This window comes from Marinobacter sp. SS5-14b, from assembly GCF_030541005.1.
Lineage (GTDB): Bacteria > Pseudomonadota > Gammaproteobacteria > Pseudomonadales > Oleiphilaceae > Marinobacter.
In genome coordinates, this window is record NZ_JASSVM010000012.1 from 34,959 (window position 1) to 48,798 (window position 13,840).

The 13,840-nt window shown below is 52.9% G+C and carries 16 protein-coding genes; 6 read left to right on the forward strand and 10 right to left on the reverse strand.

The window, feature by feature from the left end:
* Window positions 1-347: 347 nt before the first annotated feature.
* From QPL95_RS17435 to QPL95_RS17455, 5 genes are all read right to left on the reverse strand, one after another.
* Window positions 348-3,488 (reverse strand): SNF2-related protein, encoded by a 3,141-nt coding sequence (locus QPL95_RS17435; RefSeq protein ID WP_303292201.1) that lies wholly within the window; start codon window positions 3,486-3,488, stop codon window positions 348-350.
* 43 nt (window positions 3,489-3,531) lie between these two features.
* Window positions 3,532-4,224, reverse strand: coding sequence for a hypothetical protein (locus tag QPL95_RS17440; protein ID WP_303292202.1), 693 nt, complete (start codon window positions 4,222-4,224; stop codon window positions 3,532-3,534).
* Window positions 4,225-4,267: 43 nt separating this feature from the next.
* Window positions 4,268-5,200: a metallophosphoesterase gene (locus QPL95_RS17445; protein WP_303292203.1), complete on the reverse strand. Its 933-nt coding sequence runs from the start codon at window positions 5,198-5,200 to the stop codon at window positions 4,268-4,270.
* Window positions 5,201-5,325: 125 nt separating this feature from the next.
* Window positions 5,326-5,913 carry a hypothetical protein gene (locus tag QPL95_RS17450; RefSeq protein ID WP_303292204.1) on the reverse strand — a complete coding sequence of 196 codons (588 nt, stop codon included), beginning with the start codon at window positions 5,911-5,913 and terminating at the stop codon, window positions 5,326-5,328.
* On the reverse strand, window positions 5,906-6,178 hold the full coding sequence (locus tag QPL95_RS17455) for a hypothetical protein (protein WP_303292205.1): 273 nt from the start codon (window positions 6,176-6,178) through the stop codon (window positions 5,906-5,908). The genes QPL95_RS17450 and QPL95_RS17455 overlap by 8 nt, the downstream gene beginning before the upstream one ends.
* Before the next feature lie 105 nt (window positions 6,179-6,283).
* Here QPL95_RS17455 and QPL95_RS17460 point away from each other — a divergent pair, with 105 nt between their 5' ends.
* The 3 genes from QPL95_RS17460 to QPL95_RS17470 are packed head-to-tail and all read left to right on the forward strand — an operon-like array spanning window position 6,284 to window position 7,970.
* Entirely contained in the window at window positions 6,284-6,616 is a 333-nt protein-coding gene (locus QPL95_RS17460) for a hypothetical protein (protein ID WP_303292206.1), read from the forward strand.
* Between the two features lie 15 nt (window positions 6,617-6,631).
* Window positions 6,632-7,579, forward strand: coding sequence for a 5'-nucleotidase (locus QPL95_RS17465; RefSeq protein WP_303292207.1), 948 nt, complete (start codon window positions 6,632-6,634; stop codon window positions 7,577-7,579).
* Between the two features lie 46 nt (window positions 7,580-7,625).
* Entirely contained in the window at window positions 7,626-7,970 is a 345-nt protein-coding gene (locus tag QPL95_RS17470) for an SLOG family protein (protein WP_303292208.1), read from the forward strand.
* Window position 7,971: 1 nt separating this feature from the next.
* On the opposite strand, the gene QPL95_RS17475 is transcribed toward QPL95_RS17470, so the two are convergent.
* Complete coding sequence (locus tag QPL95_RS17475; RefSeq protein ID WP_303292209.1) at window positions 7,972-8,979, reverse strand: YafY family protein; 1,008 nt, start codon at window positions 8,977-8,979, stop codon at window positions 7,972-7,974.
* Window positions 8,980-9,073: 94 nt separating this feature from the next.
* Here QPL95_RS17475 and QPL95_RS17480 point away from each other — a divergent pair, with 94 nt between their 5' ends.
* Both QPL95_RS17480 and QPL95_RS17485 read left to right on the forward strand, forming a co-directional pair.
* On the forward strand, window positions 9,074-9,499 hold the full coding sequence (locus tag QPL95_RS17480) for a hypothetical protein (RefSeq protein ID WP_303292210.1): 426 nt from the start codon (window positions 9,074-9,076) through the stop codon (window positions 9,497-9,499).
* Window positions 9,499-9,678, forward strand: a complete 180-nt coding sequence (locus QPL95_RS17485; RefSeq protein WP_278351268.1) for a hypothetical protein — start codon at window positions 9,499-9,501, stop codon at window positions 9,676-9,678. The genes QPL95_RS17480 and QPL95_RS17485 overlap by 1 nt, the downstream gene beginning before the upstream one ends.
* Before the next feature lie 6 nt (window positions 9,679-9,684).
* Here the strand turns inward: QPL95_RS17485 and QPL95_RS17490 are convergent, their stop codons facing one another.
* Together QPL95_RS17490 and QPL95_RS17495 are read right to left on the reverse strand one after the other, a co-directional pair.
* Window positions 9,685-10,353 carry an SOS response-associated peptidase gene (locus QPL95_RS17490; RefSeq protein WP_303292211.1) on the reverse strand — a complete coding sequence of 223 codons (669 nt, stop codon included), beginning with the start codon at window positions 10,351-10,353 and terminating at the stop codon, window positions 9,685-9,687.
* A 30-nt stretch (window positions 10,354-10,383) separates the two neighbouring features.
* The gene (locus QPL95_RS17495) at window positions 10,384-11,067 is read right to left on the reverse strand and encodes a hypothetical protein (protein ID WP_303292212.1); all 684 of its coding nucleotides are present in this window, start codon (window positions 11,065-11,067) and stop codon (window positions 10,384-10,386) included.
* A gap of 640 nt (window positions 11,068-11,707) precedes the next feature.
* Here QPL95_RS17495 and QPL95_RS17500 point away from each other — a divergent pair.
* Window positions 11,708-12,859, forward strand: coding sequence for a PcfJ domain-containing protein (locus tag QPL95_RS17500; protein ID WP_303292213.1), 1,152 nt, complete (start codon window positions 11,708-11,710; stop codon window positions 12,857-12,859).
* 157 nt (window positions 12,860-13,016) lie between these two features.
* Here QPL95_RS17500 and QPL95_RS17505 read toward each other — a convergent pair whose 3' ends face one another.
* Window positions 13,017-13,283, reverse strand: coding sequence for an EAL domain-containing protein (locus QPL95_RS17505; protein ID WP_081496573.1), 267 nt, complete (start codon window positions 13,281-13,283; stop codon window positions 13,017-13,019).
* 133 nt (window positions 13,284-13,416) lie between these two features.
* Window positions 13,417-13,740, reverse strand: coding sequence for an oxidoreductase C-terminal domain-containing protein (locus QPL95_RS17510; RefSeq protein WP_368389765.1), 324 nt, complete (start codon window positions 13,738-13,740; stop codon window positions 13,417-13,419).
* Window positions 13,741-13,840 lie beyond the last annotated feature (100 nt).

The following is a 13,840-nucleotide window of genomic DNA, read 5'->3' on the forward strand; positions in this document are numbered from 1 at the left end:
AGATTCTCGGTACTCTCCACAAGTAGGCAATGACTTGAGCGGTTATCATTGGCACTGAAAGTCGCGGCTGCATCCGGGGCGATATCTACCTCGTAGGTGGCAGGCTTCGCGGGCTGCGGGGGAGCTTTTGGCGCGCGGCTATCTAGACCTTCCTCGGATATCCGTTGCCTGCGAACAACGGGTTTTGAATCCTTGCTCCATTCCTGCTTAACCTCAACGGGGCGTTTGTGATCACGCACCTTGGAAGGACGCCTTTTTTTGTTTCTTTTTTTATGCGAGACCGGCAGTTTCTTTCCTGCTTTTTCGTAGGCCTTCGCCATTGCGTCTTTCATGCTCATAACACATCCTTATGCGGAGACTTTGACTACTCCGGCTGCAATGGATTTTTTACCCACGGTTAGCTTCTCCCGAAGCTGAATTTCTTTGATGCGGTCAGTCAGGCGGGTCTTGAGTTTCGCCTTCTTGCCTTCCTCCGGACGAATCATTTTCATTTTTTTAGGATCTCCACTTTGGCGGTAGTCGTTTATCCGCTCCTGGCTTCTGGCTGTTTTTGTTTTTAGTTCTTTTTCCAGGCTCGCTACCATCATCCTGACCCTGTCTGTGTTGGCCCGAATCATCTGCTGCCGGTATTCGCTGAAGCTGTGCTCAAGCCCCACTCTCGCAACGTCAAAGAGTTCAGCCACCTCTTCTGTATCTATTTCATTCTTCACAGAGCGCCAGTCGTCACCTTTGAGTGCGGAGGTATTGACCAGAAGTTCTGCACTCTCCTCATCCAGGGTTTCGCCATCCAGCCCTTTAACTACATAGGCCAGTTTTTCAGTGTCAATTGCACCGCCCACTGACCAGCGAGCAACGGTATAAACATAAATACCCGGCTCTACGCCTGGCACAGCCAGAGACGGAATTGAAATAGCATGTGCGGGATATTCAGATGCAGCATCCCCTTCATGCTCAATCGTCTTCGTAACGAAACGAATCAGCGGATGATCTTGGGTAACACGCTCAACAGAGCTAATCGGCCGCGCCTGCTGGTTGTCGAAGAACAACTCCGGCGGGCTATGCTCCAGAAGCCGCGTTTTACCCTGAAGGTGATGGTTTTTGAGGAAGACACCAAACTCTGCGCGGGCCTGGGTGGAAAGTTCACACCTGTACCAGTCTGGATTGTTTTCTGACTGGATCAGGAAAGACCCGGGGTATCGCTCATTCAGGAAATCACGGGTATAGATGTAGAGATCTTCTCCCGAGATATAACGCCCAAGCTCTCTGGCAGCGCGAACCTTTTTTTGGATAAAGTCGCCATGGGCTATCAGCTGATCAGCTTCCCGTTCCAGGCGTTCCTGGTCCTGCCGATTTTTTTCTAATGCAACAGCCGTTTGCTCAATCCTTTCGGCTTCTTGCTCCGGCGTAAGCTTGTGGCCCAACAACTCTTTGGTTAGCGCCTGCACCTGGTCTCCAAGGATAGTTTCCATACTTCCCATAGCATTTCGGAAAATATCGAGCCGATCCAATAACCGGTCATACACACGCTGATCTATAGTGTCCTCATAGATCATGTTCCATATATGTATACGATCCTCTTCCTGGCCAATCCGGTCGATACGGCCGATTCGCTGCTCGATCCGCATCGGGTTCCAGGGAAGGTCGTAGTTGATCAGAACACTTGAGAACTGAAGGTCAACACCCTCGGCCGCAACCTCAGATGACAATAGGATGTTGTATTGCGCGTCTCCACGGAACTGGCGTATCACTTCGTTCTTGTCCATGCCGCCATGAAGCACCAGCGAGCCAATACCTTCCTCAGATAATCTTTCGTGAAGGTATCTCAAAGTGCCTTTGTAGAATGCAAACAATATAATTTTCTTGCCCGGGTACTGCGCCCAGTAGTCTTTCAAGGCACTGATTAGTTGATTGTATTTGGTATCCGAGGCTTTGAGTGATTCATAACTACCAATACTCTTTCCTACCAAGGCAAGGGTTTTAACAAGCTCTCCCATTGAGGCCGGCGGCTCGTTACTACCTTCTGTTTCTCCATCAAGTTCGTATAGCAGCTCGTCAAGATCGTCCCCGAACATGCTATCGAAGTTGGCCTGCCAACCTCGACAAGCTGCTGCCATACAGCTTGTCATCTGCCTCTGAGGAGTAGTCAGTATAAAGCCCGTAGACAGCTGATTGTCTGCACAGTATTCCCGAACAACCTCGGTTACCTGTTGGTAGAAATCACGCTCCACCGAGCTCATTGGTGCCACAACGGCGCGAGGCATTCTGATAACTCGGTTTTCGTTAACTTCTCGCTTAAGTGTTCGGGTAATGACTTTACCGAGCGGATTGATTCTGTCGAGCTGGTCTGCCAACTCTGAACGGGACCTGGGATCTTTAAGCTGATCGGCCGTCGGAGGATTTTCTATGAGGTGCTCAAGTTGAAGGCTCTCACCGAACATAGAGCGCCATTGCGCTTGGTTCAGCGCCTCCTCAAAGTCCTCTGTTGTTGCTACCCCCGTAAGGACTTTCTCACGAAGGTCCTTGAGCGGTGCATTGGCGTACAGGGTATCCTCGAAGGAATGCTCATAAGGGAATGAGTCTTCATCAAGCAGCTTCAACAGGTTGAACAGGTCTTTATTTCTGAGCTGAATCGGTGTGGCTGAGAGAAGTACAAGGTTAGACGCGACGGGCCGCAAAAGCTGGCCGAGTTTGTTTGTCTGGGAAGATTCGTTACGAAGGTAGTGCGCTTCATCGATTATGACTAAATCAAGAAGCGGGTCATCTCCGTCCAGACCGTCAAGGTAGCGCCCAAGTTTTGCAGCACCGTTCTTGGAGTTACCTTGCGCAAACCCGCGAGGGGGTCTTAGCCCTTGCATGCTAGCAACCAACGCAAAATCCTGGTGGGGTCGGGCCTTGACTGACTCGAGTTTTGTCAGCAATTCGCCTGCATCTACACATTGGGCCATTACACCAAAGCGGTTCGCCAACTCTTCTACCCATTTCTCCCTGAGCATGGCAGGACAAACCACGAGTAACCGCCGAGCATCCTCTCGCGCCCTTAATTCAGTCCAGATCAGGCCGGCTTCGATCGTTTTACCGAGACCAACTTCGTCGGCAATCAACAGGCCGTTGCTGGGTGAGTCAAGAAACTGGAGTACTGGTTTGAACTGATAGGGGAAAAACTGAGTGTTAGTTGTATTAAGGCTATATATCAGGTTGGCGAGCTTTCCACTTAGCCTGCGGTAGGTAATCTCTTTTCGAAGGTGGCGCACTCCCCCGAACAAACCTCGTTGAAAACGCTCGTATTCACCAATGGGCCTATCATCAACTGGCTCAAGGTTCGAGAACAGAACTGGTTCCGAGCCTTCACCGTCGAAATTCACATAGACTCTGGGCCTGCGAGGTGAACCGTCTAACTGGCTGGTAACAGTTCCGGTGCGATCAGGGGCATTCTTCAGGCGAACTGAATCACCAGGTTTTATTATTTCTGATGGCCACTCAGCTATCACGCGCTATCTCCTTTTAGATGCAGGACCCAGATTCCCGAACATGTTAATCCGCTCCCAAAACTGACCTTACAAGGTATTCTGAGGCACAACATATTGTTCTATGGGGCCTCGCTTCCATGGCCGCTCGAAGCGGATCCGACCGGCAGGGATGGCACAGGAACCTTTTGGCTTCACGAAGGCGCCGGCTTACAGTGCTTGGGCTGATATTTAGCTGCTGCGCAATGTACCAATGGTAGGTAATAAGCCCCGGCGTTTGGCCTTGGCGCTCATTCCTGTGGATGCCATACCGGGCACGGATTACATCCTCTAACTCCGGGCGCATGTTTCCGATGGCTAAGCTCACAGCCTGAAAAACGTTACAGGGGTAACAAGCTTTTGGCGGTTCTATCTCGCCAGGAACGTCCATATCCGGTATGTCCAGGTCCCGGCCATCCAAATAAACCACCTTTTGTTCCTTCCTGATCCGCTTAGCCCTTTTAATCCATTTTTCAACTTCATAACAGAACTCGTCCAGGTCGTCCGGAATCCCTTCACGACGATTCAGAGCTTGCTGACAAACCTCTGCTGTAATTTCCCTGTGGAGCTCGGCGGCCTGTTTTGTTACGGCCCGAGCTTCTTTTCTGATCGCTGCCAGTTCTTCCCGCTTTTCTTCCGCCTTCCTATTAATCCGATTGCTATCTTGCTGTAACGACTGTAATCGCCGAAGGCTTTTCAACAACTCACGATAGGTCTGCATGTCCACCTATGCCAATTGGCTAACTGTTATCTGAGAGTATCTCTTAACGGCTACTTTCGACCCAGACAAAGCTATCTGCGTCGAGTTGCACTTCTCCATTAACCTGGTATGCGCAGAGCTTCCCCTTACCTTCTCCAGCAATGCTGTAGTCAAGGCAAACAACATGCTCACTCAAAGGCTCTGGAGTTCCAGACATCCAGTAATGCCCCACAAAAACCGGTTTTTCACCGTCATAGCCCGGTAGTACATCGGATTCAACCGGAGTATGTGGAATCTTGGCGATCTCCGACCCAGGTACCATGGCGAGATCTCGGTAAGTTAATTGCTCTTGCTGCCACCAGCGAGTTCGAATGTCATATCTCGGATTACCATCCTTGTCGTGGAAATGGTGTCCGGGTGGTAACCGGATTTCCAAGCCTTTAAGCAGGGTCTCAACAGCCTCGTACGCCTCTGAGCCCTTTCGACTTGCCTCCTCCCAAGCGGTCGGAAGTAACCGATTTTCTTTATTGGTGTACTTGGCTATGGCCGCAAGATGCTCCGGGTGCCAGCAGGCGTGTACTACTCGAAATTCCGGCAAGTCCAGATACACCGGTAAGGATTTGAACCACTCGATCATGCTGTGGTGCAGTTTGCTGCCCTCACCTACTTGCTCCAGAAAGGCTCTGTGCTGCTTCAGGTTCTTTTCGATATGGGGGCGAAGGTATTCGCCAGGGTTTTGCGGGTCTTCCGTAGCCCAGGCTACTGCGTTGAATTCGTGGTTGCCCATGACCGCCAGTGCTTGGCCATTCTCGACCATGTTTCGGGCAATGGTGACGGTTTCTACCTGTTCCGGGCCGCGGTCTACAAAGTCACCCAGGAAAATAACTTGGCGCTCGGGGTGCTGCCACACGCCGTCTGTTTCGCGGTAATCCATCTTGGCGAGGAGGGCTTTGAGTTCAGTGGCGTGGCCGTGAATATCGCCGATCAGGTCGTACATCTTTCGTCCTTGTTTGGTAAATCTCTCTGCGCAGCCGGTCCGCCAAGTTCAGAAAAGTTAGGCTGCGTTGCATTCCGAGTATAAGCAATACTGCGTGAAGTTGGAGCGAATTCCAACAAACGTAACTATTGTTTACATGTTGCAAAGTGTTTTTCGCCAATCACGTCACCTTCAGTCGACAGGACATAGGCTTGGCCTGGCGCCGGGACAAACCAGTAAGCTTCAATCTTGCCCCAGATACCGAGAGTGCCGGTGGTCTCGCGCACGTGTTCACGAATCTTTTCACCCGCTTTGGCCAATTGTTGCTCCAGTGGTAGCCGCCAGAAACCCTTCGGAAAGAACAGGTGGCGGAATGACTCACACGCGGCTAGGGCGAAGATCGGCTGGCTGGTGCGTTTGAAGTTGGTATCTACCCAGAGATATGGCTTGAATGCATGCCACTCTTCAGAGAGGGGTTGCTCAAGGTGGCTGATCCGATGGTGAGCCTCCTGCCCCTTAAGACCTGCCACTTTACTCAGTGCCAGCAGAAACTCTGCCGAACTGTATTTAAGGTCAAATCCTCCTCCCTCGAGGCCAAGATGTTTACTGGCCAGTACGTTCTCCAGGCGCTTGATGTTCGCAGGAGTCGGGTTTCGGTAGCCCATGGCTATCAGAATGGCGGCATGGGACTTTCCCTTCAATCCGGCTTTCAGGTCGGTTCTAAGTTCACTCATGGTGTCGTCCCTCTTTCTCAAGCCATTCAATGACGAGCCTAATCACAGCGGGTTGCACTGGAAGACCCTCATCATCGTAAAACCAGGCTCCGAGCGCACGGGCAAAGGCATGTTCCAAGGCTTCACCATTCTGTAGATGCTCACTGACACTCCGGGCCACCGCGTCGTACTCATCGAAGCAGTCATTCTCTGCGCAGCACGTGTGCATAGGATCTGTGTGGAACAATGCACGGGAGATGCTTTCAGCGGTGTAGTGGGTGCTCATTCATCCCTCCTTTGTTGATAAGTTCATTCTAAGGAACGGCTGCGACAATATGTGTCGCCCAACTGGCCTAGACTGATCGCAGTTGAACTGAACAGGGAGAAAACGATGAATCGTGCCGAAAAAGAAATGCTCAAGAAGCGCACCGCAGAACGCGAGGGTCTATCCGAGGAGGAGTGCCGGAAGCTGGATGAGCTCAACAAGCTGGTCCACGATGTACACTACGAACTCTTCCCGGAAGAATACGATGCCATGATGGACTCCATCGCAGACGCCAACGACCGTCGCCGCGGTATTAATCCTATGAGTGTGGACTACACCGAGAAGGTAAACGCCCGACGGAAAGAGCACGGGGTGCCACCACTGGGAGTTAACGGATTGCCTACCGACGATTCCAGCTGGGACGTTGCACGTGTAGAAGCGTCGCGCCGCTTAGGATGAATTGGAGAATTCGCTTTGCCCTACCCCATAGAAGAAAAGCTCGTCATCGCTGTAGCCTCCAGCGCCCTGTTTGACCTGTCTGAGTCTGACAGGGTGTTTCAGGAGCAGGGTGCCATTGCCTACCGGGACTACCAGGAAGAGCATCTGGAGGTCCCCTTGGACAAGGGGGTGGCGTTTCCATTTGTTCGGCGGTTCCTGAACATCAACAAACGGTTTCCGGAGACCGCGCCGGTAGAAGTGGTGCTCTTGTCCCGCAACTCTTCAATTACTGGCAAACGGGTGTTCCGGTCGATTGAGCACCATGGGCTGGATATCTCTCGAGCGGCGTTTCTGGAGGGCAAATCGCCCTACCCCTACATTCCGGCGTTCAATGCGTCGCTGTTCCTGTCGTCCAATGAACAGGATGTTCTGAAAGCCATCGACTACAAATACCCGGCAGGCACGGTGCTGCCATCCCCTGTGGTGGATGACGAGGACGATTTCGAGCTGCGTATTGCTTTCGACTTCGATGGGGTGATTGCCGATGATGCGTCGGAGCGGGTTTATAAAGGTGGAGAGCTGGAAGCATTCCACGCCCACGAAACCTCTAAGGCCCGCATTCCCCACAGCCCGGGGCCGCTGGCTGACCTGTTCAGAAAGCTGTCACTGCTGCAGCAACTGGAGGATGAGGCGCAGAAAGCCAATCCAGATTACCAGCGCATCCTGCGCACGGCCATCGTCACCGCTCGTAGCGCCCCTGCTCACGAACGTGTGATTACCACCCTGGAACACTGGGGCGTGGATGCCAATGAGGTCTTCTTCCTGGGCGGCATGAAGAAAGACCGCATTCTGAATGTGCTGAAGCCCCATATGTTCTTTGATGACCAGCGCAGCCATCTGCAGTCGGATGCGGGGAATGTTCCGATGGTACATATTCCGTTTGGGGTGGCGAATCATGCTCAAAGCGACAAGGATAGTCGCTAACTGGCGCTAAGCTCTCAGTCCTGTCTACCAGCCTGTGGAGCTCGCTATGCGCAAAATCGCCGTTATTGGTTCTCGCCACTTTAATGACTACGATCGCCTGGAGCGTGTACTCCAACGCTGGTTGCCCGCGCACATCATCTCTGGCGGCGCAAAAGGCGCGGATGCTCTGGCGGAGCAACTAGCCCGGGAACACAAGCTGCCTATTACCGTGATCAAACCCGACTGGAAACAATACGGCCGTGGGGCCGGCCCGATTCGTAACCGTACCATCGTCGATACGGCTGATTTGGTGATCGCCTTCTGGGATGGCAAATCCCGGGGTACCGCGTCCGCCCTGAATTATGCACGGGCCAAAGGTAAAACGGTGATTGTTGAAGCCGTGGGGGAATGACTCATGCGTTACCGGTCCTTCGCGTCCGCTTCAGCCCCTGCTTAAGCGTGGCTTCAATCTCTTCCCGCAACCACGCCGGCTCCAGAATATCGCAATGCACCGCCTGGGCGGTGAGCCACCAGCGAAGGTCCTGGGTGTCGCCCACGGTGACGGCCATTTCGAAGGTCTGGTCATCAATCTCGGTGGTGATCTGATCAAATCCCAGTGGGGATTCGATCAGGTGGTTCAGCACCGGTTTGTCGCAGCGTAACTTCAGATACACAGGCTCATCGGATTTCAGAATGCCCATGGCGCCGGAGTGGATGTACAAATCCAGATCAAAATCTTCCGGGCGCTCGATGAGCTCTTCCACTGCTTCACCGGCCGTAGCCCTGTGCAGCACCAGCTGGCGAACCCCTTCCCTGCCTTCGATGGTGCCGATCAGGTACACATTCGGGTCCCGGAAGATGAGCCCGAACGGATGCACCACAATCTCTTCCGGTTCCGGCCAGCTGCGAGCCTGGTAGGTGAGTTTGCACTGGTATTCCCGGAGCAAGGCTTCGGTGACCGCTTCCAGAACATCGGCATCAACGGGCGGGCGCGCACCTCCCAACCCCCGATTGATCACCCTCACCCGGTCTGGCCACTGGCCCAGGGGGGTCTTTTCACGCAACAACGTGCGGTGGGCTTCATCGAAGTGGGGCTTTAAGTGGGACAGTGCCCTTGGCGGCAGCATTGGTGAGAGGTAGGCCTTCGCCAGTTCAAAGGTCAGGGCTGCCGGCAGATCCAGCGCCGGTATGATGTCCATGGTCGCATTGCGGTCGAACGACCAGCGGTAAGGCCGGGAGTTTTCATCAACCAACAAAGGGAAATCCCCACTCAGCTTTTCCAGATCCCGCTGGATCGAGCGCATGGTTACCGAAAAGCCCTGCTCTTCCAGGCGGCTCGCCAGTTCGGTGGTGGTGATGGATCTTGGGTACCGGGGCACCATCCGGAGCATGGTGAGGTAGCGAACGGCAGTGCTGGACATGGCGGGATCCTTGTCTTTTCTCGAAGTCGACAGCTTAAGCGACACATTCTGACGCTACGTCATGCTAGATTCTTGTGCTGGTCAAGTAAAGCCAATGGCCAACTCTGCCAACGACACAAGGAACCCTGCCCTGAACAAACACAAATTTGCCGCCCTCCTGCTAGAACATGGGTTTACCCCAAAAACCTACGATTTCGACTCCACCATGCTGGGGTTCCAGCACGACATCTTTAATGCCCTGATCCATAACGACCCGCTGTTCAGCGAGCAATCGTTCATTCGCGAGCAGCCCGATTGCCCCGATGCCCTGCTGCGCTGTGAGCTCGTCACCCAGTCAGATGATCTTTCCGCAGCGGTTCAGCATTTCTATGCTCGATGGTTTGAGGAGCTTCGCTATTCGAATTCTGTGCTGGAGTTGCTCAATCTGGAGATGCACGAAGATGCCGCCAGCATTCACGTGCTAACCATCAGCAAAGCCAATGCGATGACGTTTGTCTTTAACATCCAGCGAGGTGCGTGATGATTCTGATTTTAGCTGCGTTGGGTGCGGTGCTCTGGGTTGTGGTGTCGATGCTGTGCATCAGCTATTTCAATGACCACGGTGTCGGTTGGGAGGAATGGGAAGCCTTCCCGGTGTGGTTAAAGATTCCGATCCTGGTGGTTGCGCCGGTGTTTTTTATTTCCTGGTGGGTTCGTTAAAACCAACTAACCATCAGCGGGAATAACCTCCACATCACCCACCGGCTCTAGGATATGGGTACTCCGCACCGGCTCACACACCAGCGGGGCGGAGATATGGGTTCTCATCAGCCCTTGAAACGCATCCGTCGCGTGAAACTCAGGATCCAGCCACAAATCAAACTCCTGCGGCCGCAGCATCAGCGGAATGCTTTTCGGGTGGATGTGGCTGAACCTCGGGTGCGGCGGCAGGGTGATGACGGTGAAGGAATTCACCTGCTCGTCCCCGAAATGCCAGGATTGCCAGAGCCCCGCCAGTGCCGTGGCTTCATTCTGCGGGTGAATGTTGTAGACCTGCTTACCTCTCCATTCGTGAAATGCGCTGACTGGAATAATGCAACGCTTGGTCGGATACACTTTTTTCCAAAGTGGACTGCTGGTCAGCCGATCGCCGCGGGCATTGAAGGTGTGGAATTTCGGGTTGGGCCGGAAACCATAGCCGTTCGGGTTCGGCTCAATTAATACCGACCAGATCCCTGGTAGCAGGTACCGGTCATCCGCTGCTTCCATGACAAACTCGCCGATTCCGCCTGGTGGGACGTTGTGCTGGGGTCTGGGTGCGACACCGGGCAGCCCCAATTGTTCCATCAGCGTTTGGACTTCCGGAGAGTCGGTTACGTTGTACCGACCGCACATTAATCACCCCCCTTCGAGACACAGCTCCAGTTACTGTTCCACCACACTTTCTTCGAGCAATATTTCACGCATCAAGGGAGCAAAACCCTCCATGTAGTCGTCCCTTAGGCCTTGGGTACCGGTTACATGGGGAATGCTAACAACTGTTGTATGCGGAAATTGTTGGATAAGCACTTTAAATTGCCGGCCAGTCGTAGGGACATCCGAGACGTGATGTACAGCATTACCCGGCCGAGCTCCCAAAATTCGCTCAACATCACCGCGAATCCTTATGTCATTAAGCGCTTCGATGAGCTGGCTTCCCACAAAGAGAATGACTCGGGGGGCCCGACGCTCAATCAATTTCAAGATGCTCTCAGAATTCTCGACTAGCGTTTCAATGTCGATCTTTTCTGCGCCAGTGATTGAACGAGTCTGGGTCATAATCCAATTTGTCTGGAAGAATGACCGCTCAAAGCCAGATGCATGACATGGATCTGTCTGAAGTGGCACGCCCCAACTTTGAATTAGCGCGACTAATTTGTTCCTAAACCGGGTACCATTAACTGCCGGATCCGAGAAGAACGACTTTTCTTCTCGCTCCTCCTGAATGCCAGTCATTTCATTCACTTCATCTTCTCGAGAAAAACCAAAGTTATAACCACACACCATTATGCCGCCATACAGATTCTCTGGGTAGTTAAGCGTTATAACCTCGTGTTCGTTCTTATCCATTGATCAGTCCTTGTTCAACTAGTATTGAAGACACTGCGTGAAAGTTAGCCCAATTGGACGTCAAAGAGCTGCCGGCGGTCAATGCCTGGATAAACCTGTTCAGCTGGCTTCGCTCCATGTTCAGGCTCGCAAACCTCGTAGACTCTATGATGTATGCTGCATCCGTGCGAGTGCACTGACCCGCACTATCTGAGATAAAGATGGTTAGCAAGTAATATGGCGAGTCCTCTACAGCGACCATACATACACACTTTTCTTCGCGGACATAGTCCGAGTCATTCAAGAGGACGACGATCAGACTTTTGTCTTTAAGTTTCTCCGACGCAACATCCAGCCACCCCATTGCTTCCCAAAGAAAGCTCTCGACTCCATGCCAGCGATCTGGGCCCGCCAAATACTGCGTAGCGAGACTCAGGTGGGACATTGCCTTAGCCTTTTTGTCATCCACAAAGAGGAAGCGAGGCTCAGGAAACGTTAAAGCTATATCCGGGGCCGCAACTAAAAGCAGCGTACTTGTAAAATTCATGTCGCCTTACTCGTTTAACCAGCATTCCCACCTAGTATCGATAGACTGAGCGACTGTGTATGTCGCTTTACTTTATTATCTTGCTCTATTCGAACAGATATGGATCACGTAGGCATGAAATCACCCGGCATCGTTTACGACCTGAGCCAGATACTCAATTACCCGATCCGGGTTGAGGTTAATCGTTGGGATTCAGAGCAACCCCTGCATTGGGCCAGCTATAACGATGAAGGTCAGATTGCGTCGGGCCAGTTCCTGGAGCCGCCCGGGTTACCCCTGTTTACGCTGGAAGATGATAAAGGAAGGCGCCTGTGTGATGCCCTGCCGAAAGGTGTATCGGCCGTCACTGCGTTGATGCCCGCCATGGACTTTGTGCTCGCACAGGCCTGTGCGGCTTCTGCAGCGGCTCGGGAATTGGTCGAGGATGCTCCTCTACTGTTTATCCTGGCGGTCGACCATGCGCGAAAACAGTCCTGGTCACTCGAGCGGTTTAACGCGTTTCTGGCCGGTAAGCGTTCCAATATTCTTAAAGCAATTGGGCTGCCAGGTAGCAAATCTCTCGTTCGATTAGTCCGTCGCCTGGCCTTGTCGCCCCTATTACCTTGGGAGCTGGAAGATATTCGCGCCGCACTTAAGAACCCCGAGTACTTAGCCTTGATGCGGCACCACCCTCACCTCCATGTGAACCACCTTCGTTTGCTGAATCGCATTCGACAACCGTTATGGCCCGGATTGCTGAATCTGGTGGATGAACATACCTCGGCAGTGGAGTTGTCCTGGCTATGCCGGATGATTCGGGATTCGCTCGCCATGGCCGGCGGTAACGAACAGGCCCTTGCAGCAATCCATTCCCGAGAAACCCTTCAGGACCAACATGACCGCTTAGTTGAACGTTTTAACCGGGCAAACAACCGAAACTCCGAAGAGAAGCGCCAAGACCTGGCGAAGGAGCTTTCTGAGAAGCACGGCGACTATCCGAAACCGCCCCTTGCCCCAATCGATGTTATAGAGCCGTTGGGCTCCTGGCTGGAGCTTCTGGAAGAAGGGGCAACCATGCGCCATTGCGTAGGCAGCTATGACGTGCCGGTCGCACTCGGGGAAGTGTTCATTTACCGGATGGTCCACCCGGAGCGCTTGACCATATCGCTTGAGTGCCACAACAAGACGTGGGTGCTTGGCGAGGTTCGTGGGGTGTGTAATTCCAGCCCTTCGGAAGGTGCTTTGGATTGGATTCGGCGGTGGGTGAATACTGATCGCAGAAGTTAGGAAACACAGACCAGATCTGCAGTGTGCAGCCTGAATGATGCGAAAAAATTCAATGTACAGCGTGGTCGCAAAGCGAACGTTCAGATGGTGCGATAACGCCGGCGCACACTAAGCGTTCGGTGATCCCAAATTGATTCGATGACCACCATCGGGCCAATTAAACCCAGTCAGTAACTTGTAGGTACTCCTCGCACCTTTTGACTGAGAGCGGCTTAGCATATAGATAGCCTTGTCCCGCATCACAGCCAAGGATTCGGAGATGGTTTTCTTGCTCTTTGGTCTCAATTCCCTCGGCCAGTACATCGAGTCCTAGGCTATGTCCCATCTGAATAATCGCTTTGGCAATTGCTCCACTTTCCTGGTCGTTAGGTAAGCCCCGGGTGAATGACTGGTCACTGTGGCCATCACAGCTGGGCTGGGCGATTCTGTATCTCCTGCTCTACAGCAGAGCTTGTGGGAGGGCCAGAATCCCCCTGCAGCTGGATATGCTCAGTCACGAGGCTCGACACATAGAAATCTCAGAGATGAGAATGAGTTGCATCCCATCTCGCTTACACTTACCCGGAGAGAGCTTTAGATAGCTTGGCTTGCCGGGTGGGAAGATTGACCGTTTCAGCTGCGATCATCCGGTCTCCGGAAAAGAGCCAGAATTCACAGGCATTGTCACTCTCTGTGGGACGCCGCTGAATTCGGTCGTATCCAGTGGCGATTCCAATACACTGGACTTTCATGCCGTTGAGATCTGACCAAAAACGAGGAGGAGAGGCAGGCGGAGACGGTTTACCACAAATATGAGCCGCCGCAATTTGTGCTTGAAGCATGGCATTGTGAATAGTTTCTATTCGGATGGGTGTATTGGTGTAAGCGTCCGGTAATCCCATCTTGAGCCAGGCGCTGCCGCCGTCAGGATAGTGTCCACTTATTTTCTAGTGGACACTTAACATGAACGACTTAAGCGTAACCAAGCCCTACCAACGCCGC

Coding starts and splice junctions, on each gene's coding strand:
- QPL95_RS17490 (WP_303292211.1), bottom strand. CDS start 10,353: ATGTGCGGTCGGTACAACGTAACCGACTCTCCGGAAGTCCAAACGCTG.
- QPL95_RS17450 (WP_303292204.1), bottom strand. CDS start 5,913: ATGAGTGAACTTAGAACCGACCTGAAAGCCGGATTGAAGGGAAAGTCC.
- QPL95_RS17445 (WP_303292203.1), bottom strand. CDS start 5,200: ATGTACGACCTGATCGGCGATATTCACGGCCACGCCACTGAACTCAAA.
- QPL95_RS17510 (WP_368389765.1), bottom strand. CDS start 13,740: ATGGGATTACCGGACGCTTACACCAATACACCCATCCGAATAGAAACT.
- QPL95_RS17495 (WP_303292212.1), bottom strand. CDS start 11,067: ATGGATAAGAACGAACACGAGGTTATAACGCTTAACTACCCAGAGAAT.
- QPL95_RS17480 (WP_303292210.1), top strand. CDS start 9,074: ATGGCCAACTCTGCCAACGACACAAGGAACCCTGCCCTGAACAAACAC.
- QPL95_RS17440 (WP_303292202.1), bottom strand. CDS start 4,224: ATGCAGACCTATCGTGAGTTGTTGAAAAGCCTTCGGCGATTACAGTCG.
- QPL95_RS17475 (WP_303292209.1), bottom strand. CDS start 8,979: ATGTCCAGCACTGCCGTTCGCTACCTCACCATGCTCCGGATGGTGCCC.
- QPL95_RS17470 (WP_303292208.1), top strand. CDS start 7,626: ATGCGCAAAATCGCCGTTATTGGTTCTCGCCACTTTAATGACTACGAT.
- QPL95_RS17455 (WP_303292205.1), bottom strand. CDS start 6,178: ATGAGCACCCACTACACCGCTGAAAGCATCTCCCGTGCATTGTTCCAC.
- QPL95_RS17460 (WP_303292206.1), top strand. CDS start 6,284: ATGAATCGTGCCGAAAAAGAAATGCTCAAGAAGCGCACCGCAGAACGC.
- QPL95_RS17500 (WP_303292213.1), top strand. CDS start 11,708: ATGAAATCACCCGGCATCGTTTACGACCTGAGCCAGATACTCAATTAC.
- QPL95_RS17485 (WP_278351268.1), top strand. CDS start 9,499: ATGATTCTGATTTTAGCTGCGTTGGGTGCGGTGCTCTGGGTTGTGGTG.